Genomic DNA, 21,205 nt, shown 5'->3' with positions numbered 1-21,205 from the left:
GACCTCCTCGGGCGCCAGTGTCACCCTGTCGGACGCGCGGGTATCAACTCCTCGGATTCGCCGGCTCAGGCGGAGAGCGAGCCCCGGGACAGCGACGCGCTCAGTGCCGCCTCGTATCGGTCGAGGACCACCTCGGCCAGCCGCGGATGGGCACCGATCGGTGCGGCGAAGGTGACGTCGTCGACGCCGGCGACGGCACGGGCGAGCCGGTCGGTGAGCAGCCCGGGAGCGAGGAACCACGGTGCGACGACCAGGCGGCGGCATCCGCGGGCACGAAGATCCGCCACGGCCTGCTCGATCGTCGGTTCGGCCGCGGTGGCGAAGCACGGGCTGACGCCCGCCCATCCCGTACCGTGCCGGAGCCGGTCGGCGAGTGCGGCCGTGCGTGCATTCGCTTCCGGATCCGACGAACCGACCGCGGCCAGCACGACGCCCAACCCGTCCCGGGGCGCTCCGGTGTCGCGGACCCGGTCGCGGACCGCGTCCAGCAGCCGCTCGTCCTGGCCGAGAACCTCGGCCTGCCGGGTACGCAGCAGCGGATGCCGGTCGCGCCCGGTGCGCAGCAGCGCGGGGAGATCCACCCGGGCGTGGAACGCACTCCCCAACAGCAGCGGCACCACGACCGCGGAGCGGTGCCCCTCCGCGGCGACGGAATCGAGGATGCGGTCCACCGAAGGGGCGCTGAGATCGAGGAAGCACAGGCGCACGTCCAGCTCGGGCCTGCGGGCACGTACCGCGGCCACGGCAGCCGCGACGGTCCCCGCGCTGCGGGGATCGCGGCTGCCGTGGGCGACGGCGATCAGTGGCGTCACGGTGCGCGCATCAGGCGGGGACGGCCCCGCCGGTCTCGACGACGGCGATCGCGTCGCCGACCAGACCGGCCGCGAGCGTGTTCCCACCGGCCGGGTCGATGAGCAGGAAGCTGCCGGTGTGCCGGTTGACGGCGTAGTCGTCCGCCACGATCGGTTCGGCGACACGCACCGAGATCTTCCCGATCTCGTTGAGTTCCAGGGTCTCCGGATCCGGCGCGGTCGTCAGTTCCTGCTCGTCGAAGCGCTCCACGAGCGCGCCGACGATGGCCTGCGTCGTGCGGGTGCCGTGCTTGAGGAGCAGCCGGGCACCGGGGCGCAGCGGCTTCTCGGCCAGCCAGCAGACCGTGGCGTCGAACTGGTCGATCGGCTCGGGAGCGTCGGCGGGGGAGGCGATCGTGTCGCCTCGGGAGACGTCCACGTCGTCCTCGAGGACGAGCGTCACGCTGCGGCCGGCGAGTGCGGTGTCGAGCTCGCCGGCCGCGGTGTCGACCCGGGCCACCTTCGTGCGGATTCCGGACGGCAGGACGACGACCTCGTCGCCGGGAGAGACCGCACCGGCGGCGATCTGGCCCGCGTAGCCGCGGTAGTCGGGGTACTCCGGGGTGCGCGGCCGGATGACGTACTGCACCGGGAAGCGCAGGCCGAGCGAGTGCCGGCCGGCGTTGTCGCTGTCCGCGGGAACGGTTTCCAGGTGCTCGATGAGCGTCGGGCCGTCGTAGTAGGGGGTGTTCTCCGATCGCACGGCGACGTTGTCCCCGTGCAGCGCCGAGACCGGGATCTCGACGACGTCCTCGCTCGCCCAGCCGAGCGAGCGGGTGAGTGCGTTGAACTCGTTCGAGATGTCGGCGAACACGGTGGCCGGATCCTCGACGAGATCGATCTTGTTCACCGCGAGAACCAGCTTGGGCACGCCGAGTAGCGCGAGAACGGCTGCGTGCCTGCGGGTCTGGGACACGACCCCCTTGCGTGCATCGACGAGCAGGATCACCAGCTGCGCCGTCGACGCGCCCGAGACGGTATTGCGGGTGTACTGCACGTGGCCGGGGGTGTCGGCGAGCACGAAGGACCGCCGCGGCGTCGCGAAGTAGCGGTACGCGACGTCGATGGTGATGCCCTGCTCGCGCTCGGCGCGCAGGCCGTCGACCAGCAGCGACAGATCGGGGGTGGACAGGCCCTTGTCGACGGAGGCGCGGGTGACGGCGTCGATCTGGTCGGCCAGTACGGATTTCGTGTCGTACAGCAGCCGGCCCACGAGGGTGGACTTGCCGTCGTCGACGCTGCCCGCCGTGGCGAGTCGCAGAAGATCGCTCATGTCAGAAATAGCCCTCTCGCTTGCGGTCTTCCATGGCCGCCTCGGACACGCGGTCGTCGCCACGGGTGGCGCCGCGTTCGGTCAGTCGGGACGCTGCGACCTCGGCGAGGATCGCCTCGTTGTCGGCGGCGTCGGACAGCACTGCACCGGTGGTGGATCCGTCGCCTACGGTGCGATAGCGCACCGACAGGGTCTGCAGATCCTCACCGTCGCCGGGGCCGCCCCACACACCCGGGGTCATCCACATTCCGTCGCGCTGGAACACCGGGCGCTGGTGCGCGTAGTAGATGCTCGCGAGTTCGACGTCGTCACGGGCGATGTAGCGCCAGATGTCGAGTTCGGTGAAGTTGCTCAGCGGGAAGACCCGCACCTGCTCGCCCGGAGAATGCTTGCCGTTGTAGAGGTTCCACAGTTCGGGCCGCTGCTTCTTGGGATCCCACTGCCCGAAGGCGTTGCGCAGCGAGAAGATCCGCTCCTTGGCGCGCGAACGCTCCTCGTCGCGGCGGCCGCCGCCGAACACCGCGTCGAATCGGTTCTCGGCGATCGCATCGAGGAGGGGAACCGTCTGCAGGGGATTGCGGATACCGTCGGCGCGCTCGGTGAGACGGCCGTCGGCGAGGTAGTCCTCGACCTTGGCCACGTGCAGGCGCAGGCCGTACTTCGCGACCACGTAGTCGCGGAAGTCGAGGACCTCCGGCAGGTTGTGCCCGGTGTCCACGTGGAGCAGGGCGAACGGCAGCGGGGCAGGCCAGAACGCCTTGAGCGCGAGGTGCAACAGCACCGTCGAGTCCTTGCCGCCGGAGAAGAGGATCACCGGGCGCTCGAACTCGCCGGCCACCTCACGGAAGATGTGGATGGCCTCCGACTCGAGTGCCGAGAGGGTGTCGAACTGCTTTCCGTCCAGCCGAGGACGGTCGGTGGTGGTCAGGTCCAGAGTCATGACGCGTGCAACCCGCATTCTGTCTTGGCTTGGCCGGCCCAACGTCCGCTGCGCGGATCGCTGCCCGGTGCTGGCTTACTGGTGCAGGGAGCGCACCCGATGGACGGATAGCCTTCGTCGACGAGCGGATTCACGAGAATCGAGTGCTCGTCGATGTAGTTCTGCATGTCCTCGTCGGTCCAGGTGGCGATCGGATTGATCTTCACCAGGCCGAACGCGTCGTCGAACGAGACGAGCGGAGCGTTGGCGCGGGTCGGGGCCTCGACCCGGCGGATTCCGGTGACCCAGGCGCGGTAGCCGGCCAGCGACTTCCGCAGCGGTGCCACCTTGCGCAGCGCGCAGCAGCGTCCGGCGTCACGGGCGAACAGATCCTTGCCCTCGAGCCGGTCCTGTTCGGCCACCGAGTGCTCGGCGGCCGCGTTGACGATGTTCGCCCCGTACATCTGCCCGACGGCGTCCCGCATACCGAGGGTCTCCGCGAAGTGGTACCCGGTGTCGAGGAACAGTACGTCGACGCCGGGGCGCACCTGTGTCGCGAGGTGCACGAGCACCCCGTCCTGCATGTTGGAGGCGACGATGTAGTCGTGGCCGAACGTCTCCTCCGTCCAACGCAGCAGGGTGAGTGCGTCCGCATCCTTCAGTTCCTCGGCCGCCTCGGCCGCGAGGGCGCGGAGGTCTTCCTTGCTCGCGGTGTCGATGCTCATCGCAGGTCTCCTTCGTCGGCACGCACGACCCACTCGGCGAAACGCTCACCGTCGGTACGGTTCTTGACGAAGTTGCGAACCACCCGATCGATGTAGTCGCCGAGCTCGCCCGTGGTGACCTTGTGCTGGCGCAGCTTCCGGCCGAATGCCGCGTCGAATCCGAGGCTGCCGCCGAGATGGACCTGGAACCCTTCCACCTGGTTGCCCTCGCCGTCGTCGACGAGCTGGCCCTTGAACCCGATGTCCGCGATCTGCGAGCGAGCGCAGGAGTTCGGGCAGCCGTTGATGTTGATGGTGATCGGCACGTCGAGTCGGGCGTTGATGTCCGCGAGCCGCTGTTCGAGTTCGGGAACCAGGGCCTGCGATCGCTTCCGGGTCTCGGCGAACGAGAGCTTGCAGAACTCGATTCCGGAGCAGGCCATGAGGTTCTGCCGCCAGTGCGACGGGCGGGCCGGGAGGCCGAGCTCGTCGAGATCGGCGATCAGACGGTCCAGGTTCTCGTCGGGAACGTCGAGGATGATCAGCTTCTGGTACGGGGTGAAGCGGATCCTGTCGCTGCCCGCCCGCTCGGCCGCATCGGCGACCTTCGCCAGGATCGTGCCGGAGACCCGGCCCGCGATCGGCGCGACACCCACGGCGTTGCGCCCGTTGCGGGTCCTCTGGACGCCGACGTGGTCGATCGGCCGGGTGGGCTTCTCCGGTGCGGGGCCGTCGATCAGCTTGCGCTTCAGGTACTCCGTCTCGAGGACCTCGCGGAACTTCTCGATGCCCCAGTCCTTGATCAGGAACTTCAGTCGCGCCTTGGTGCGCAGCCGGCGGTACCCGTAGTCGCGGAAGATCGAGACGACGGCTTCCCACACGTCGGGGACCTCGTCGAGAGGCACCCACGCGCCGACGCGCTGGGCCAGCATCGGGTTGGTGGACAGGCCGCCACCCACCCACAGATCCAGCCCCGGTCCGTGCTCGGGATGCTCGACGCCGACGAAGGCGATGTCGTTGATCTCGTGCACCACGTCCTGCTGGCCGGAGATGGCCGTCTTGAACTTGCGTGGCAGGTTCGAGTACTCCTTCTTGCCGATGTAGCGGCGGACGATCTCGTCGATCGCGGGAGTCGGGTCGAGCACCTCGTCGAAGGACTCCCCGGCCAGCGGTGAGCCGAGGACGACGCGGGGGCAGTCGCCGCAGGCCTCGGTGGTCTTGAGCCCGACGCTCTCGAGGCGCTTCCAGATCTCCGGGACGTTCTCCACCTCGATCCAGTGGTACTGGACGTTCTCCCGGTCGGAGAGATCGGCGGTGTCGCGGCCGAACTCGGTGGAGATCCCGGCGATGGTGCGCAGCTGTTCGACGTTGAGCGCGCCGGCATCGCAGCGCACCCGCATCATGAAGTAGCGGGCCTCGAGCAGGTCGATGTTCTCGTCGCCGGTCCAGGTGCCGTCGTAGCCCTGCTCACGCTGGGTGTAGAGACCCCACCAGCGGAAGCGGCCGCGCAGATCGCCCTTGTCGATGCTGTCGAAGCCTTGGTGCGCGTAGATGTTCTCGATCCGCGCGCGGACGTTGAGCGGGTTGTCGTCCTTCTTGCCCTGCTCGTTGGCGTTGAGCGGTTCGCGGTAGCCGAGGGCCCACTGCCCCTCCGCCCGGCGCTTGGCCGGGCGGGCAGTGCGCTTGCGGGGTGGCGGGGAGGCAGCGGCCGCGCCGTCGGCAGCGGGAGAGGCGTCAGTGGTCGACGTCATCAAGTCACTCCTGAAGTGAGGTTCTGGATTCTCTCCGGGGCTGCGGGGAGAATCCGAGTCGGCGATCGATCCGCACGACGGACAGCGTCGATCCGGCGGGATGTCGCGAGAAGGGCTGGGCGGGGACTGGCTACGCGGCGGGCTGAGCGGCGCAGCGCAGACAGGTACAGCGTGTACAGGTGCAGCTGCACACGCGCTTGAGGTCGACGTGGCGGCGTGCCACGAGCTGTACCCCGAAACCAGTCATGCCGCTCATTGTGCCACGGCAAACTCGCAGGACCGAGCCCCGGGGCGATATTTCCACCGAATTCGCGGGAAATGTCACAGGGTGGTCCCCGGAATCGGCGCCGTGCGGTCGGCGGCGGACGGTGTCCGGGCCGCGCGGGGACGGGGGAGCGCACGCCTCTGGGAGACTGGAGGCCGTGAGCATTCCCGGTTCCCCCGCAGCGGCGCGCGACGCCGGTCGGTTCGTGTTGCCGTCGGCCGCGCTCGAGGGAGTCGGAGAGCGCCCGTTCGGCGTCTACATCCACGTCCCTTTCTGCGCCACACGCTGCGGGTACTGCGATTTCAACACGTACACCGCCGGCGAGTTGGGCACGTCCGCATCGCCCGCGTCCTGGCTCGAGGGTCTGCGCCGTGAGCTCGACGCCGCGGCCGATGTACTCGCCGCCGCACCCGGCGGATCTCCCCGGGTGGACACCGTCTTCGTGGGCGGCGGCACGCCCTCACTCCTCGGAGGCTCCGGCCTCACCGAGGTCCTGGACGCGGTGCGCGGGGCGTTCTCGCTGTCCGACGGCGCGGAGGTGACCACCGAATCCAACCCGGAGTCCACCTCGCGACAGTTCTTCGACGAGTTGCGAGCCGCCGGCTATTCGAGGATCTCGCTCGGCATGCAGTCCGCGGCCGAGCACGTGCTCCGGGTGCTGGATCGGACCCACACCCCCGGCCGGGCGGTCGCGGCGGCGCGGGAGGCGCGTGCGGCCGGATTCGAGCACGTGAACCTGGACCTGATCTACGGCACCCCGGGGGAGCGGGACGTCGATCTCGACGCCTCGCTGGACGCCGTGCTGTCGGCGGGAGTCGATCACGTGTCGGCCTACGCCCTGATCGTCGAGGACGGCACCGCGATGGCGCGCAAGGTCCGGCGCGGCGAGTTGCCCGCCCCGGACGACGACGTCCTCGCGGCACGCTACGAACGGATCGACCGCAGGCTCGGGGACGCCGGCCTGCACTGGTACGAGGTGTCGAACTGGGCGGCCGGCGACGACGGCCGGTGCCGGCACAACCTGGGTTACTGGGACGGCGGCGACTGGTGGGGCGCCGGGCCGGGGGCACACAGCCACGTGGGCGGGGTCCGCTGGTGGAACGTCAAGCATCCCGCGCGGTACGCCGAGCGGCTGGCGGACGGCGATCTGCCGGTCGGGGGGAGCGAGGAACTGGCGGACGCGGACGTACACCTCGAGCGGGTCATGCTCACGGCACGGTTGCGCAGTGGGCTCGCGCTGGGCGATCTCGGGGAGCCCGAGCTGTCGGTGGGCCGACGGCTCGTCGGCGACGGACTGCTCGTCGAACGTGGTGGGCACCTGGTGCTCACCGACCGGGGCCGTCTTCTCGCCGATGCCGTGGTGCGGGACATCGTGACGGCGGTCTGACTCCGGGCCGCGGTCGGTCGCACGTGCGGTCGAGCCCGGCGGTGTTCAGCCCGCCCCGGCGATGATCCCGGCCATCTCGTCGAGGTCGAACACCCGCGCATGCAGGACGACGCGGTTACGCAGCGCGGAACGCACGGCACGGTGCAGGCCGTCCTCGAGGTAGAGCACGCCCTTCCACTGCACCGCGTGCGGGAACAGGTCGCCGTAGAACGTCGAGTCCTCGGACAGCAGCCGGTCGAGTTCGAGGACCTTGGTGGTGGTGACGATCTCGTCGAGGCGAACCTGACGCGGCGGAATCTTGGACCAGTCGCGCAGCGACAACCCGTGGTCGGGATACGGCTTGCCGTCCATGACGCCTTTGAAAATCATGCATTCCTCGAAGCGGTGCGGTGGGGACCGGACCACAGTAAGGCCTCACCGGGTTCTTCTGCAGGAGGCGACTAGACTGGATCGAGCCGATGGTGCAGGGACACGGCGCGGAACCGGTCGGAATCGGAGGTGGTGACAGGTGTCGAGCACGGACGACAGGCGATTCGAGGTTCTTCGCGCCATCGTGGCCGATTACGTCTCCACCAAGGAACCCGTCGGCTCCAAGGCGCTGGTCGAGCGCCACAATCTCGGGGTGTCGAGCGCGACGGTGCGCAACGACATGGCGGCCCTCGAGAAGGAGGGCTACATCGTCCAGCCGCACACCAGCTCGGGCCGGGTGCCCACGGACAAGGGGTACCGGCAGTTCGTCGACCGGATCGCCGACGTCAAGCCGCTGTCGTCCGCGGAACGCCGCGCAATCCTCGACTTCCTCGAGTCCGGGGTCGATCTCGACGACGTGTTGCGCCGTGGCGTCCGGTTGCTGGCCCAACTCACCCGGCAGGTCGCCGTCGTCCAGTACCCCACGCTGTCGGCGTCCTCGGTACGGCATCTCGAGGTCGTCGCACTCACCCCCGCTCGCCTGCTCCTGGTGTTGATCACGGACACCGGTCGAGTCGACCAGCGCATCGTCGAACTCGGCGACGTGATCGACGACGAAGACCTCGCGCGGCTCAAGATGCTGCTGGGGACCGCGCTCGAGGGCAAGCGGCTGGCGGCAGCGTCGATCGCGGTGTCCGAGCTCGCGGAGGAAGCCCCCGAGGATCTCCGCGATCCGGTGGTGCGCTCGGCGACGGTCCTGGTGGAGACCCTGGTCGAACACCCCGAGGAGCGCCTGGTGCTCGGCGGGACGGCCAATCTCACCCGCAACGCCGCGGATTTCGCGGGGCTGGGCGGGTTCCCCGGATCACTCCGATCCGTGCTCGAGGCGCTCGAGGAGCAGGTGGTGGTCCTCAAGCTGCTCGCAGCCGCGCAGGATTCCGGGACGGTCATGGTGCGGATCGGCGAGGAGAACGAGGCCGAGCAGATGCGCACGACGTCGGTCATCTCCACCGGGTACGGTGCGGCAGGGACCGTCCTGGGGGGTATGGGCGTGCTCGGACCCACCAGAATGGACTATCCGGGAACAATCGCCTCGGTCGCGGCCGTTGCGAGATATATCGGGCAGGTGCTGGCCGAGCGGTGACGGCGGCCCCCGGCAGGGCAGCACTGATACAAAACCTGCCGGTACAGAACATGCCGGTACCGAACACCGAGTGCAGCACAGAGAACATCACGGACAGAACACCAAGCGCAGTACAGAGAAGGACGAGTAGAACGACGTGGCACGGGATTACTACGCAACGCTCGGAGTCGATCCGAAGGCGACGGATCAGGAGATCAAGCGCGCCTACCGCAAGCTCGCGCGGGAGTTGCATCCCGATGTGAACCCGGACGAGGCGGCGCAGACGCGATTCAAGGAGATCTCCACCGCCTACGAGGTGCTCTCGGACCCGGAGAAGCGGCGCATCGTCGATCTCGGCGGAGATCCGATGTCCAACGGCGGCGGCGCCGGGGGCGCGGGCTTCGGTGGTGGTTTCGGGGGCGGCCTCGGCGACGTGTTCGAGGCGTTCTTCGGTGGCGGCGGCACCGCAGGTCGCGGCCCGCGCGGCCGAGTGCAGCCCGGTGCCGACTCGCTACTGCGCACCAAACTCACGCTCGAGGAGTGCGCGACCGGGATCACCAAGCAGGTCACCGTGGACACCGCGATCCTGTGCGACCTGTGTACCGGCTCCGGCACCAACGGCGACTCCAAGCCCGTGCGGTGTGAGACGTGTGGTGGTGCGGGCGAGGTCCAGTCCGTGCAGCGGTCGTTCCTCGGGCAGGTCATGACGTCCCGGCCCTGCCCGACCTGCCGCGGCGCCGGTGAGGTCATCCCGGACCCGTGCCGCAAGTGTGGCGGCGACGGACGCGTGCGTGCCCGGCGGGACATCACCGTGAAGGTTCCCGCGGGTGTCGCCGGTGGGATGCGTATCCGGCTGGCCGCGCAGGGCGAGGTCGGCCCCGGCGGTGGGCCGGCGGGCGACCTGTACGTCGAGGTGGTCGAGCAGCAGCACGACGTGTTCGTGCGCGACGGCGAGGATCTGCACTGCACCGTGCGGGTACCGATGGTCGATGCAGCACTGGGCACCACCGTCGCCGTCGAGACGATCCTCGACGGCACCGAGACCCTCGTGGTCGACCCCGGTACCCAGCCGGGATCGCAGACGGTCCTGCGTGGGCACGGGATGCCGAAGCTCCGCTCGGGTGTGCGTGGCGACCTGTACGCGCATCTCGAGGTCGTGGTCCCGTCGCGACTCGACGGCAAGGAGTCCAAGCTCCTCGAGGAGTTCCGCGCGGTCCGTGAGCGCGATGTCGCCGAGGTCGTGACCAGCGGGTCGAAGAACACCGGCGGGTTGTTCTCCCGCCTGCGCGAAGCCTTCACCGGCCGGTAGCCGGTGGCAGCCACCGTCTTCTTCCTGGATCCGCTGCCCGAGGTGGGTGCCGTCGCCGTCCTGGACGGACCCGAAGGGCGTCATGCCGCCACGGTGCGCCGGATCGGTGTCGGTGAGCGCCTGGTGCTCGCGGACGGGCGCGGCGAGGTTGCCGACGGCGAGGTGGTGGGTGCGGCGAAGGACCGGCTGGACGTACGGATCGACGGTCGCCGCAGCCTGCCTGTGGCCACGCCGACGGTGACCGTCGTCCAGGCGCTGCCCAAGGCGGAGCGTTCCGAGTTGGCCGTGGAACTCGCCACGGAGGCGGGAGCCGACGGCTTCGTGCCCTGGCAGTCCGCCCGGTGCGTGGCTCGATGGGAAGGGCCCAAGGCGGTCAAGGGAGTGACCCGGTGGCGCAACGCCGCGGCCGCCGCCGCCAAGCAGTCCCGACGCGCGAGAGTCCCCGAGGTCGCGGACGTGCACCGCACACCGGATGTCGTCGCCGCCGTGCGCGACGTGGCCGGCCGCGGCGGCGTCGTCGCCGTGCTGCACGAGGGGGCGTCGCAGCACCTGGCCGACCTGGCGTTGCGGGACGTTCCGGAGATGATGCTCGTCGTCGGCCCCGAGGGCGGGCTCGCCGAGGAGGAGGTCGCCGCCCTGACGGCCGTGGGCGCGGTTCCGGTGCTGCTGGGGCCACAGGTTCTCCGCACTTCCACCGCTGCGGCCGTGGCGCTCGGGGCGATCGGCGTCCTCACCGACCGCTGGGCAGCTGCCCCACTCACGTGAGGAGTCGACGGTGACGCGCATCAAGGTCCGCTACGGCGACGCGCCCGAGCAGTTCGGTCACTTCTATCCGCCACGCACCCCGCAGGCCGGCCCGGTCCCGGTGGTGACGGTGATCCACGGAGGATTCTGGCAGGCCAGGTACGGACTCGCCGTCGAGACGCCGTTCGCGCGCGATCTCGCGCATCACGGCGTCGCGGTGTGGAACATCGAGTACCGGCGGCTCGGTGCGGGCGGACTCTGGCCGGAGATGTCCCAGGACGTCGTGTCCGCGTTCGAGGCCCTCGCCGGGCCGGTCGCGGCCGCGTCTTCCGTGCCTCTCGACCTCGATCGGATCCGGGTCGTCGGTCACTCCGCGGGCGGACAACTGGCGGTGTGGCTGGCCGGGCAGCGCGGTGGGCGGCTCCGCCCCGAGTGGGTGGTGTCCCAGGCCGGTGCGCTCGACCTCGCGTCCGCGGCGGAACGTGGACGCCGGATCGGCTACATCGAGGAGATGTTCGGAACGAGCTATCGGGACGATCCCGCGGTGTACCGGTCGGCGAGCCCACAGCACCGGCTCCCGGCAGGCACGCCGGTGCTGTGTCTGCACGGCACCGAGGACGTCCAGGTCCCCGAGGCGGTGAGCCGTCGCTACGTGTCCGCGGCCGTCGAGGCAGGGGACCGGGCCGCGCTGCGCCTGGTGGACGGGGAGGATCACTTCGCCTTCCTCACCCCGGGCAGTACGCCGTGGCAGTTGTCCCGAGCCGCACTGCTGGCCCCCGATTTCGGGAGCGCGGTCCGGGCCGCCGGCGCGTTTCTCCCCGAGCAGAATCCGGTGGGCGTGCCGGGGCCCGACCGCTAGACTCGGCAGGACAGGGAAATCTCACAATCGGGATCTCGCGAGCGCAGAAAGCAGGCCATAGCCAACACGTGAGGGAACACAGCGACATCGACGAATCGGCCGCCGGCCCCGCCCAGCGGACAGTCCGGTCCAGTATGGACCTCGCCCCGGAAGTCGTGCCGGCGCTCCTCGGTTCGTCCGACGAGAACCTCCGCGCACTCGAACGAGTACTCGATGCCGACGTACATGTTCGCGGCAATTCCTTCACCCTCACCGGGACGCCCGCCGACGTGGCGCTCGCCGAGCGCGTGATCAGTGAGTTGACCGCGGTGGTCGGCGGCGGTCAGCAGCTGTCCCCGGACGCGGTCCGCCGCACGGTCGGCATGCTCACCCAGGGGGTGGGCGAGTCCCCGGCGGAGGTACTCACCCTGGACATCCTGTCCCGGCGTGGCAAGACCATCCGGCCCAAGACGCTCAACCAGAAACGCTACGTCGACGCGATCGACACGAACACCATCGTGTTCGGAGTGGGCCCTGCCGGCACCGGCAAGACCTATCTCGCGATGGCCAAGGCGGTGCAGGCGCTGCAGTCCAAGCAGGTGTCGAGAATCATCCTGACCCGGCCGGCGGTCGAGGCGGGTGAGCGTCTCGGCTTCCTGCCCGGCACCCTGCACGAGAAGATCGATCCGTACCTGCGGCCCCTGCACGATGCGCTCCACGACATGATGGACGCGGAGTCGATTCCCAAGTTGATGCAGGCGGGCGTGATCGAGGTTGCCCCACTCGCGTACATGCGTGGACGCACCCTCAACGACGCATTCATCATTCTCGACGAGGCCCAGAACACGACCGCCGAGCAGATGAAGATGTTCCTCACCCGCCTCGGCTTCGGCTCGAAGGTCGTCGTCACCGGCGACATCACCCAGGTCGACCTTCCCGGTGGCGCGCGTTCAGGTCTGCGGGCGGCGACGGAGATCCTCGACGACATCGACGGAATCCACTTCTCCCGGCTCGACAGCAGCGACGTCGTCCGGCATCGGCTGGTCTCCGAGATCGTCGACGCCTACGACCGTCACGAGTCCTCGGCACACGAGGTCCAGGTGGGCAATCGCGCTCAGCGCCGGGCCGCGCAGTCCCGATCCCCGCGTCGGTAAGGTGGAGTGCCGCAGGAATCAGGAGAGAGCGACACACATGAGCATCGAGGTCTCGAACGAATCGGGTATGGACGTCTCCGAGGAGGAGTTGGTCAGCGTCGCCCGGTTCGTGATCGCCCGGATGGACGTCCATCCGGCCGCGGAGCTGTCCATGGTGCTCGTCGACTCGGCGACGATGGCGGATCTGCACCTGCGCTGGATGGATCTGCCCGGCCCCACCGACGTCATGTCCTTCCCCATGGACGAGCTGGAACCGGGTGGGCGTCCGGACGCGCCGGAGCCCGGGCCGTCCATGCTCGGGGACATCGTGCTGTGCCCGTCGTTCGCGGCCGATCAGGCGGCAACGGCAGGGCATCCACTCGGCCACGAACTCGCGCTCCTCACCGTGCACGGCGTGCTCCACCTGCTCGGGTACGACCACGCCGAGCCGGACGAGGAGAAGGAGATGTTCGGCCTGCAGAATCGGCTGCTCGACGAGTGGTACGAGGATCTGCGCCGCGCCGAGCGGGATGCCGAACTCGCTGCCCGGGACCAGAAGCTGCTCGGCAAGGCCGGCTTCTTCGACAGCCCCGAGCAGTAGGGGCGGACCGACGTGGACAGTGCTCCCGCGCTGATCGCCCTCGCCATCGCGCTCGTTCCGCTCGGCGGGCTGTTCGCCGCCGTCGACTCCGCCCTCAACACGATTTCCCCGGCCCGGGTCGAGGAGATGGCGAAGGACGGCCGGGCCGGCGCGAGACGGCTGCTGCGCATACTCGACGACCGCCCGCGCTACGTGAATCTCACGGTCCTGTTGCGCATCCTGTGCGAGATCACCGCGACGGTCGTGCTCGTCGGGGGCCTGATGGATCTGCTCGAACCGGCGTGGGCCCTGTTCTGGACCGCGGTGATCATGGTGCTCGTCGACTATCTGGTCATCGGTGTCGGCCCGCGCACCCTGGGCCGTCAACACGCCTACACGCTGGCGCTGGCAGCCTCGCTGCCGCTCCACGTGATCGGGATACTCCTCGGCCCGATCAGCAAGCTGCTCATCATGATCGGCAACGCACTCACCCCGGGCCGCGGATTCCGCAACGGCCCCTTCGCCTCCGAGATCGAGCTGCGCGAACTCGTGGACATGGCCCAGGAACGCGGAGTCGTGGCCGACGACGAGCGGCGCATGATCCAGTCGGTCTTCGAACTGGGCGACACGACCGCCCGCGAGGTCATGGTGCCCCGCACGGAGATGGTGTGGATCGAGGCGGACAAGAGCGCCGGGCAGGCCACGTCTCTCGCGGTGCGCAGCGGTCACTCGCGGATTCCGGTCGTCGGGGAGAACGTGGACGACATCCTCGGCGTGGTCTACCTCAAGGACCTGGTGCAGCAGACGTACTACTCCCGCGACGGCGGGCGCAGCGTCCAGGTCGGCGAGGTCATGCGGCCGGCGGTGTTCGTCCCGGACTCGAAGCCGTTGGACACCCTGCTGGCCGACATGCAGCGCGACCGGAACCACATGGCGGTTCTGGTCGACGAGTACGGCGGGGTCGCCGGGCTGGTCACTATCGAGGACCTCATCGAGGAGATCGTCGGGGAGATCGCCGACGAGTACGACATGGACGAGACGCCTCCGGTCGAGGACCTCGGCGACGGCACGTACCGGGTGTCCGCGCGCCTGCCCCTGGAGGACCTGGGTGAACTGTTCCACGTCGACCTCGACAACGACGAGGTCGACACCGTGGGCGGCCTGATCGGCTACGAGCTGGGCCGGGTGCCCCTGCCGGGTTCCGAGGTCGTCTCCCACGGGCTGCGGCTGCGCGGCGAGGGGTCGGCGGACATGCGGGGACGGGTGCGTATCAGCACGGTGTTCGTCGAGCGGGCGCCCGCGGACGTGGCGGAATCGTCGGCGGGAGAATCGGAATGACCGAGCTGGATGCCGAGGACGGCACACTGATCGTGCTGGCGCGCGCCGCGCTCGCCCGCACCGGCGGCCGCCGGGGTGCGGCCGTGCGGGACACCGACGGCCGCACGTACGCCGCCGCCGACGTGACGTTGCCCAGCCTGACCCTGTCGGCGTTGCAGGCCGCGGTCGCGGTCGCGGTGTCGAGTGGCGCCACGGCGTTCGAAGCCGCGGCCGTCGTCGGGGAATCGCCGGGGGACGCGGCCCCCGGGACGGACGCGGGCGTCACCGCACTGCACGACGTGAGCCCCGACACCTACATCGTGTTCGCCGCTGTGGACGGCACGGTCCAGACGATCCGGACGAACCAGGAGTGACCATGAGTAACGACGAGTTCCGTTCCGGCTTCGTATGTTTCGTCGGCCGGCCGAACACCGGCAAGTCGACGCTGACGAACGCGCTGGTCGGCAGCAAGATCGCGATCACCTCGTCGCGGCCGCAGACCACCCGGCACACGATTCGCGGCATCGTGCATCGACCCCACGCCCAGTTGATCCTGGTGGACACGCCGGGGCTGCACCGGCCGCGCACCCTGCTCGGGCAGCGCCTCAACGACCTCGTCAAGGACACCTATTCCGAGGTCGACCTCATCGGCATCTGCATCCCGGCCGACGAGAAGATCGGTCCCGGCGATCGGTGGATCGTGCGGCAGGTCAAGCAGATCGCGCCGAGGACGGCGATCGTCGGAATCGTCACCAAGATCGACAAGGCGGGCAAGGAGCAGGTGGCGGCCCAGTTGCTCGCGGTCTCCGAGCTGCTCGGCCCGGACGCGGATGTGGTGCCGGTGTCCGCGACGAAGGGGGAGCAGGTCGAGGTCCTCGTGGACGTGCTGGCGTCGAAGATGGAGCCCGGGCCGGCGTTCTATCCGGACGGTGAGCTCACCGACGAGCCGGAGGAGACCCTCATGGCCGAGCTCATCCGGGAGGCGGCACTCGAGGGGCTCGGCGAGGAGCTGCCGCACTCGTTGGCCGTGGTCATCGAGGAGATCGTGGAGCGGGAGGGACGCACGGAGAAGCAGGGTCCGATGCTCGACGTGCACGCCATCCTCTACGTCGAACGATCCAGTCAGAAGGGCATCGTCATCGGGAAGGGCGGCGCGCGATTGCGTGACGTCGGCACCCGTGCGCGTGGCCAGATCGAGAAGATCCTCGGCACGAAGATCTTCCTGGATCTGCACGTGAAGGTGGCCAAGGAGTGGCAACGCGACCCGAAACAGTTGGGCCGCCTCGGATTCTGAGTCGGCAGGCGGGCGGCCGGCCCGCTGTCACGAGGCCGTGGTTAGGCTGCCCTCATGGTTTCGAGGAAGTGGGCGTCGCTGCTGGTGCTGTTCGTGGTCGCGGTCGCGGGGTGCTCCGGCAGCCCCACCGAGGTCGACGGTCCCGACGGGGCGCCGGATTCCGCGTTCCCGGTGACGGTCGCGGGCAAGTTCGGTGACGTGACCGTCGAATCCACACCCACCCGCGTCGTGGCGATCGGTTGGGGCGACGCGGAGACGGCACTCGCGCTCGGGGTCCCGCCGGTCGGTGCCAGCGACTGGGTGGACTTCGGCGGTGCCGGAGTGGGCCCGTGGGCCGAGGGGATCTACGAGGACGAGCCGGAGATCATCGGCACCCTAGAACCGTCGTACGAGCAGATCGCCGCACTGGCACCGGATCTCATCCTCGACACCAAGAGCGCGGGAGACCGGGAGAGGTACGAACTGCTGTCGAAGATCGCGCCCACGATCGGGCTCCCCGAGGGCGCAGACAACTTCAAGACCACGGCGGAGCAGCAGGTCGAACTCGTCTCGACGGCACTGGGCATGCCCGAGGCCGGGGCAGAACTGCTCGCCGACCTGGATCGGCGTTTCGCCGACGCCGCGGCAGCGCATCCGGAGTTCGCGGGCAGGTCGGCGACAGTGGCCGCGAGGTCCGGTGCCGGGTGGGGTGCCTACACCGCCGACACCGAGCGGGTCCAGTTCGTCAGGAAGCTCGGTTTCGTGCAGAACCCCACCATCGACGACCTCGCGGCCGTCACGTTCTCGGTTCCCGTCGCGGAGGAGAACCTGGGTGTCCTCGACGCCGACATGGTGATCGTCTTCCCGATCCAGCGCACGGCTCGAGAGGTCGAGGACACTCCGCTGTTCCAGGCGATCCCTGCCGTCCAGGACGGGCGGTACGTCGTGTTCGATTCTCCGGAAGTCGCCCGCTCCTATTCGACCAACTCGGTGTTGTCCATCCGGTACGCGCTCGAGACGGTGGTGCCGCTGCTCGCCGAGCGGGTCGAGGGCCGGTAGCGGCCCCGGGAACAGGCCCGGGAACAGGCTCCGGAACAGGTCAGTAGAGATACTTGCGGTACTCCTCCTGGCGGCTACGCGGGTCGTCGCCGGCCGAGACCGCATGCTGTTCGGCGGCCATCTCGCGGATGGAGGGCACCGTGGACGGTTCCGGCCAGGTCTCGGCCTCCCACATCCGGGATCGGAGGACGGCGCGGGCGCAGTGCGCGTACACTTCGTCGATCTCGACGACGACACCGAGCGTCGCGGGCTTGCCGTCGATCGCCATCTCGGCGAGAAGGCCCGGATCGACCGTCAGATGCGCGCGCCCGTTGAGCCGGACCACCTCGTCGATGCCGGGAACCACGAACAGCACGCCGACGTGCGGATTCGACAGGATGTTCCGGTAGGAATCGGCGCGCCGATTGCCGGGACGGTCCGGGATGACCAGGGTTCGGTCACCGTGGAAGAGCGCGCGTGGGGTGATGTCGCCCCGGGGCGAGCAGTCGCAGTTCCCGTCGGCGTCGGAGGTCGCGAGGACGAAGAACCGGGCCTGCGAGATGAAGTCACGAATCGCCGGGGTGGTGAAGTCCGTGTGCTTGGAGAGGATCTTCGGGTGCGCGGCGCCGAGCACCTGCTCGAGTTCCTCCGGCGTGTTGATCGTGTGGTCGGCGGTGGCCGTGCCGGTGTCCACGTGTGGCTCCGTTCGTCGTCGTCGGACGCGAGGGTACCTACCCGGAATAGATCGCGGGTGGGCGCCGTTGAGGAGGGTGACGGTGTCCGGACATGCCCCGGGTACCACCCCAGAACAGCCGCTTCGAGCGGCCACTTGCCGAGAGGCGCACTGGCGGGCACCGTCCCGGCGATCCGCGGATTGCCGGTCGAGGGCCACGGACGACGAGTCCGTGGCCTTTCTCGTGTGCGAGGCGGCGCTCGGAATCCGGATGATCGCAAAGGCTGTGCCGCGGCTCCGGCACTCGTATCTTGCCCACATGGCTGTTCACGTGAGGAAATGGGGCGCCGGCCCCGACGTCGCCGTGCTGATTCACGGACTCGGGAACTCGAGCGAGTCGTGGTGGCAGGTGGGCCCGGCACTCGCGGAGCGCGGGTACCGGGTACTCGCCGTGGACCTGCCCGGGCACGGTGGCAGTTCCCCACTCGACGAGTACTCGATCGGCGCGCTCGTGGATGCCGTGCTCGGCGCGGTGCCGCACCGGCCCGCCCTGGCGATCGGGCATTCGCTCGGCGGACTGGTTCTCGCACACGCCGTGGATCGCCTGGAGCCCGCCCTCGCCGTGTACGAGGATCCGGCGTTCACGATCTCGGCCGACCCCGAGGTGGTGCAGTTCTTCCGCGGGCAGAAGCAGTGGACCGACGAGGACGTGGCCCGGCACCATCCCCGGTGGAGCGCGGAGAGCCGCCGCCGCAAACTCGCTGCGCTACGCGACTGGGATCCGGGAATCCTCGACGGTCTGGGCGGATTCGATGCGGCTCCGGTGGACACCGCGACCATTCCGTCCGTGCTGGTGCTGGCCGATCCGAGTGCACTGGTGCCGCAGGCGCGCGCCGACGAGTTGCGGAAGCGAGGATTCGAGGTGACGACGGTCGCCGACACCGGTCATGTCGTCCACTTCGACGATCCTGCGGGATTCTTGGCGGCGCTGCCCGGTGCCGACACCGATGTGTTCGCAGCGAGAGCGGCGGTGGACTTCTCGATCGGCTGATCGTCTCGATCCTGGACGCCTCGGGTCGGCAACCTCGGGTAACCAAATAGGTTAGGCTGCCCTTTGGGCGACGAAGGGTAAGGGTAATGACGGCGATTCGTCAGGGAATTCGCGAACTGACCCGAACGGGGGGTGCTCCCGTCACCGTCCCCGTCCAGGTGGTGTCGCGTACGCGCATCACGAGTGGCTTCGATCGTGTGGTGGTCGAGGGTCCAGGACTCGATCAGTACGCCGGCCCACGGCCGGCGGACGCCTTCAAGCTCATGATCCCGGCGCAGGGCCACGCCCACGTCGAACCACCGGTACCCGGCCCCGACGGCATGCCGCAGTGGCCCGAAGGAACCGCGGTGCCGGTGCTGCGCGCGTTCACGGTGCGGTATTTCGACGCCGAGGCCCGGCGGCTCACCTTCGACGTCGCCGTCCACGATCACGGTGCGGCGGCGCAGTGGCTGGGGCGGGTGAACCCCGGCGAGCAGGTGGTGCTCACCGGCATGCGGCGCGAATTCTGGGTGGGCGACGGCGTCGTGCACCATCTCCTCGTCGCGGACGCGTCGGCACTTCCAGCGGCAGCGGCGATCCTCGAGTCCCTCGGTGACGAGGTAGCGGTGACCGCGATCGTCCAGGCTGCGGCCGAGGACGATCACGCGTTGTTGCCGGACCGGCCGGGAGCAGCGATCCACCGCATCGTGGGCCCCGCGGGTGCGGGCCCGGACTGTGCTCTGGTCGAGGCCGTGTCGAGAACCGCCCCACATCCCGGAAGGACCCAGGCGTGGATCGCCGCCGAGGCCGACGCGGTGCGGGCCGTCCGGAGGCTCGTGCGCACCGAACTGGGTGTTGCCGCCGACGATCTCCACGCATCCGCCTACTGGAAGTCGGGGATGAGCAGCGACACGCGGGACGCCACGTTGCTGACCGTCTATCGGGCCGCGATGGCCGACGGTGTGGATCTCACGGATCCCGCGGCGGTGGCCGATCTCGAACTCGGGGAGAGCGTGTCGTGACGAACTCGGCGGGCGGGGATGGCAGCGACTCGGCGGGGTGAGCGCTCACGGCGATACCGGCAGGTGCCGCCGCACCGCGTGTGCGATGCGGCCGGCGGCGTCGCCCGCGCTGGTCTCCGGGAGTCGGGCGTACCCGCACACCAGTCCGGGCGTCCCCGTGCGGTCGAGATCGTAGGCCGAGAGTGCGGGCACGGCGACCCCGTGCCGGGCCAGGTCGTCGGCGAGAGCGCGATCGTCGGTTCCCGCGGGGAGGTCGAGCAGCACGTGCAACCCGGCCTCGATGCCGCTCACGCCGACTCCCGGTGGAAGAACCTGCTCCAGGGCGTCGACGAAGGCGGTGCGGCGCGCCGAGTAGGTCCGGGCGGCGCGGGCGAGGTGCCGGGTCAGGGCATCGGTGGTCACGAACTGTGCGAGGGCGAGAGCGGTGACCGCACAGGGGCGTTCGGCCGAGGCGTCGACCTCGTCCCGAAGCCGGGACAGCAGGTGTGGGGGCGGCAGGACCCAGGCGATCCGGATCGACGGGGTGAGAATCTTCGATGCCGTGCCGATGTAGGCCACGCAGTCGCTGCCTCCGTCGATACTGCGTAGCGCGGGCAGGGGCGTCGCCCCGTAGCGGAACTCCCCGTCGTAGTCGTCTTCGAGGACCAGTGCGGCCGTCTCGCGGCATCGGTCCACCAGTTCCGTGCGCCGCGTGACGGGCATTCGGGCACCTGTCGGATACTGGTGCGCCGGTGTGCAGTAGACGGCGCGATCGGAGGGGCGCACCTGTCGTGGGTCGAGGCCGTCCGCGTCCACCGGTACCGATCGGACCTGCACCCCACTCGCTTCCAGGATGCGCCGCGCCCGCGTGTATCCGGGGTTCTCGAAGGCGACCGTGTGCGTCCGCAGTCCGGCGGCGGCCGCGAGGGCTCGCACAGCGGCCGAGACCCCGGGCACCACGACGATCTCGTCCGGGTGGGCCGTGATCGCTCGGGTGCGGCGCAGGTGGTGGGCGAGCGCGTTGCGGAGTTCCGCGCACCCGTCTGCCGCCGGGACGCCTGCGTCGATCGGAGCGGACGCCGCGGACCGCCATGCGCGACGCCAGTCCCGGACCGAGACCAGGCCGGGATCGGGGTGGCCGGGAACGAGATCGAACGCCGGTGCTTCCGGGGCGGCGCGGGTGGCCTCCGTCGGCGCGGGAGGGGGTGTCGGCCGGCGCAGGGGTTTCCGAGGCAGGGGGACCGGCGGATCGGCATGTGCCCGAGCCGCGGTGGCGGCACCGGCGGCCACGCGGGTGCCCGAGCCGGGGCGGACGATCACATAGCCGGCGGCGACCAGTTCGTCGAAAGCCTCCACCACCGGGCCGCGGGACACCCCGAGTTGGAGGGCGAGGGTGCGGGTCGAGGGCAGGGGATCGCCGGACTGCAGGCGTCCGGCGCGGATCTCGGCGATCAGGCCCGTGGCGATCCGGTGACGCAAGGGGGTGCCGTCGTCGGTGATCGTGAGCGGGACGTGTGCCGCGACCGGGGTGCGTGCCATGTGGCCACCATAGTGGTCTATCGATATCAGCTGAATCCGGATGTTGTCG

At 69.6% G+C, this 21,205-nt stretch carries 21 protein-coding genes; 13 read left to right on the top strand and 8 right to left on the bottom strand.

The window, feature by feature from the left end:
* Nucleotides 1–65 precede the first annotated feature (65 nt).
* From G4H71_RS01630 to G4H71_RS01610, 5 genes are read right to left on the bottom strand one after another with little or no spacing between them, the layout of a single operon-like run.
* Nucleotides 66–812, bottom strand: a complete 747-nt coding sequence (locus G4H71_RS01630; protein WP_072737625.1) for a sirohydrochlorin chelatase — start codon at nt 810–812, stop codon at nt 66–68.
* 10 nt (nt 813–822) lie between these two features.
* A complete protein-coding gene (locus G4H71_RS01625) occupies nt 823–2,124 on the bottom strand; it encodes a sulfate adenylyltransferase subunit 1 (protein WP_072737626.1) in 1,302 nt (433 codons plus the stop codon).
* 1 nt (nt 2,125) lies between these two features.
* Entirely contained in the window at nt 2,126–3,064 is a 939-nt protein-coding gene (gene cysD / locus G4H71_RS01620) for a sulfate adenylyltransferase subunit CysD (RefSeq protein WP_072737818.1), read from the bottom strand.
* Nucleotides 3,061–3,768, bottom strand: a complete 708-nt coding sequence (locus G4H71_RS01615) for a phosphoadenylyl-sulfate reductase (protein ID WP_072737627.1) — start codon at nt 3,766–3,768, stop codon at nt 3,061–3,063. Before G4H71_RS01615 ends, cysD begins: the two co-directional genes overlap by 4 nt.
* Entirely contained in the window at nt 3,765–5,498 is a 1,734-nt protein-coding gene (locus G4H71_RS01610) for a nitrite/sulfite reductase (RefSeq protein WP_072737628.1), read from the bottom strand. Before G4H71_RS01610 ends, G4H71_RS01615 begins: the two co-directional genes overlap by 4 nt.
* 428 nt (nt 5,499–5,926) lie before the next feature.
* Here G4H71_RS01610 and hemW point away from each other — a divergent pair, with 428 nt between their 5' ends.
* A complete protein-coding gene (gene hemW / locus G4H71_RS01605) occupies nt 5,927–7,150 on the top strand; it encodes a radical SAM family heme chaperone HemW (RefSeq protein WP_246442835.1) in 1,224 nt (407 codons plus the stop codon).
* A 45-nt stretch (nt 7,151–7,195) separates the two neighbouring features.
* Here hemW and G4H71_RS01600 read toward each other — a convergent pair whose 3' ends face one another.
* Nucleotides 7,196–7,519 carry a type II toxin-antitoxin system VapB family antitoxin gene (locus tag G4H71_RS01600; RefSeq protein WP_072737630.1) on the bottom strand — a complete coding sequence of 108 codons (324 nt, stop codon included), beginning with the start codon at nt 7,517–7,519 and terminating at the stop codon, nt 7,196–7,198.
* Between the two features lie 139 nt (nt 7,520–7,658).
* Here G4H71_RS01600 and hrcA point away from each other — a divergent pair, with 139 nt between their 5' ends.
* From hrcA to G4H71_RS01550, 10 genes are all read left to right on the top strand, one after another.
* Nucleotides 7,659–8,702 (top strand): heat-inducible transcriptional repressor HrcA, encoded by a 1,044-nt coding sequence (gene hrcA, locus G4H71_RS01595; RefSeq protein WP_072737631.1) that lies wholly within the window; start codon nt 7,659–7,661, stop codon nt 8,700–8,702.
* Nucleotides 8,703–8,838: 136 nt separating this feature from the next.
* The gene (gene dnaJ / locus G4H71_RS01590; RefSeq protein WP_072737632.1) at nt 8,839–9,990 is read left to right on the top strand and encodes a molecular chaperone DnaJ; all 1,152 of its coding nucleotides are present in this window, start codon (nt 8,839–8,841) and stop codon (nt 9,988–9,990) included.
* Between the two features lie 3 nt (nt 9,991–9,993).
* Nucleotides 9,994–10,755 carry a 16S rRNA (uracil(1498)-N(3))-methyltransferase gene (locus G4H71_RS01585; protein WP_072737633.1) on the top strand — a complete coding sequence of 254 codons (762 nt, stop codon included), beginning with the start codon at nt 9,994–9,996 and terminating at the stop codon, nt 10,753–10,755.
* 10 nt (nt 10,756–10,765) lie between these two features.
* Complete coding sequence (locus G4H71_RS01580) at nt 10,766–11,593, top strand: alpha/beta hydrolase family protein (RefSeq protein ID WP_083342877.1); 828 nt, start codon at nt 10,766–10,768, stop codon at nt 11,591–11,593.
* Between the two features lie 134 nt (nt 11,594–11,727).
* Nucleotides 11,728–12,726, top strand: a complete 999-nt coding sequence (locus tag G4H71_RS01575; protein ID WP_083342876.1) for a PhoH family protein — start codon at nt 11,728–11,730, stop codon at nt 12,724–12,726.
* 37 nt (nt 12,727–12,763) lie between these two features.
* Nucleotides 12,764–13,306, top strand: coding sequence for an rRNA maturation RNase YbeY (ybeY, locus tag G4H71_RS01570; RefSeq protein WP_072737635.1), 543 nt, complete (start codon nt 12,764–12,766; stop codon nt 13,304–13,306).
* A 12-nt stretch (nt 13,307–13,318) separates the two neighbouring features.
* Nucleotides 13,319–14,623 carry a hemolysin family protein gene (locus tag G4H71_RS01565; RefSeq protein ID WP_072737636.1) on the top strand — a complete coding sequence of 435 codons (1,305 nt, stop codon included), beginning with the start codon at nt 13,319–13,321 and terminating at the stop codon, nt 14,621–14,623.
* Nucleotides 14,620–14,976, top strand: coding sequence for a cytidine deaminase-like protein (locus tag G4H71_RS01560; protein WP_072737637.1), 357 nt, complete (start codon nt 14,620–14,622; stop codon nt 14,974–14,976). Before G4H71_RS01565 ends, G4H71_RS01560 begins: the two co-directional genes overlap by 4 nt.
* A gap of 2 nt (nt 14,977–14,978) precedes the next feature.
* Entirely contained in the window at nt 14,979–15,896 is a 918-nt protein-coding gene (era, locus tag G4H71_RS01555; protein ID WP_072737638.1) for a GTPase Era, read from the top strand.
* Between the two features lie 54 nt (nt 15,897–15,950).
* Complete coding sequence (locus G4H71_RS01550; protein WP_072737639.1) at nt 15,951–16,934, top strand: iron-siderophore ABC transporter substrate-binding protein; 984 nt, start codon at nt 15,951–15,953, stop codon at nt 16,932–16,934.
* Nucleotides 16,935–16,974: 40 nt separating this feature from the next.
* On the opposite strand, the gene G4H71_RS01545 is transcribed toward G4H71_RS01550, so the two are convergent.
* Entirely contained in the window at nt 16,975–17,607 is a 633-nt protein-coding gene (locus G4H71_RS01545; RefSeq protein ID WP_072737640.1) for an MSMEG_1061 family FMN-dependent PPOX-type flavoprotein, read from the bottom strand.
* Between the two features lie 298 nt (nt 17,608–17,905).
* Between G4H71_RS01545 and G4H71_RS01540 the strand changes: the two genes are divergently transcribed.
* Entirely contained in the window at nt 17,906–18,637 is a 732-nt protein-coding gene (locus tag G4H71_RS01540) for an alpha/beta fold hydrolase (protein ID WP_072737820.1), read from the top strand.
* Nucleotides 18,638–18,723: 86 nt separating this feature from the next.
* Nucleotides 18,724–19,638, top strand: a complete 915-nt coding sequence (locus G4H71_RS01535) for a siderophore-interacting protein (protein WP_072737641.1) — start codon at nt 18,724–18,726, stop codon at nt 19,636–19,638.
* A 45-nt stretch (nt 19,639–19,683) separates the two neighbouring features.
* Here the strand turns inward: G4H71_RS01535 and pdxR are convergent, their stop codons facing one another.
* Nucleotides 19,684–21,156, bottom strand: coding sequence for a MocR-like pyridoxine biosynthesis transcription factor PdxR (gene pdxR, locus G4H71_RS01530; protein WP_072737642.1), 1,473 nt, complete (start codon nt 21,154–21,156; stop codon nt 19,684–19,686).
* Nucleotides 21,157–21,205 lie beyond the last annotated feature (49 nt).

Source organism: Rhodococcus triatomae (assembly GCF_014217785.1).
In the GTDB taxonomy this organism is placed as follows: Bacteria; Actinomycetota; Actinomycetes; order Mycobacteriales; family Mycobacteriaceae; genus Rhodococcus_F; species Rhodococcus_F triatomae.
The sequence above is the reverse complement of the archived record's forward strand: the minus strand, read 5'-3'. Positions and strand labels throughout refer to the sequence as shown.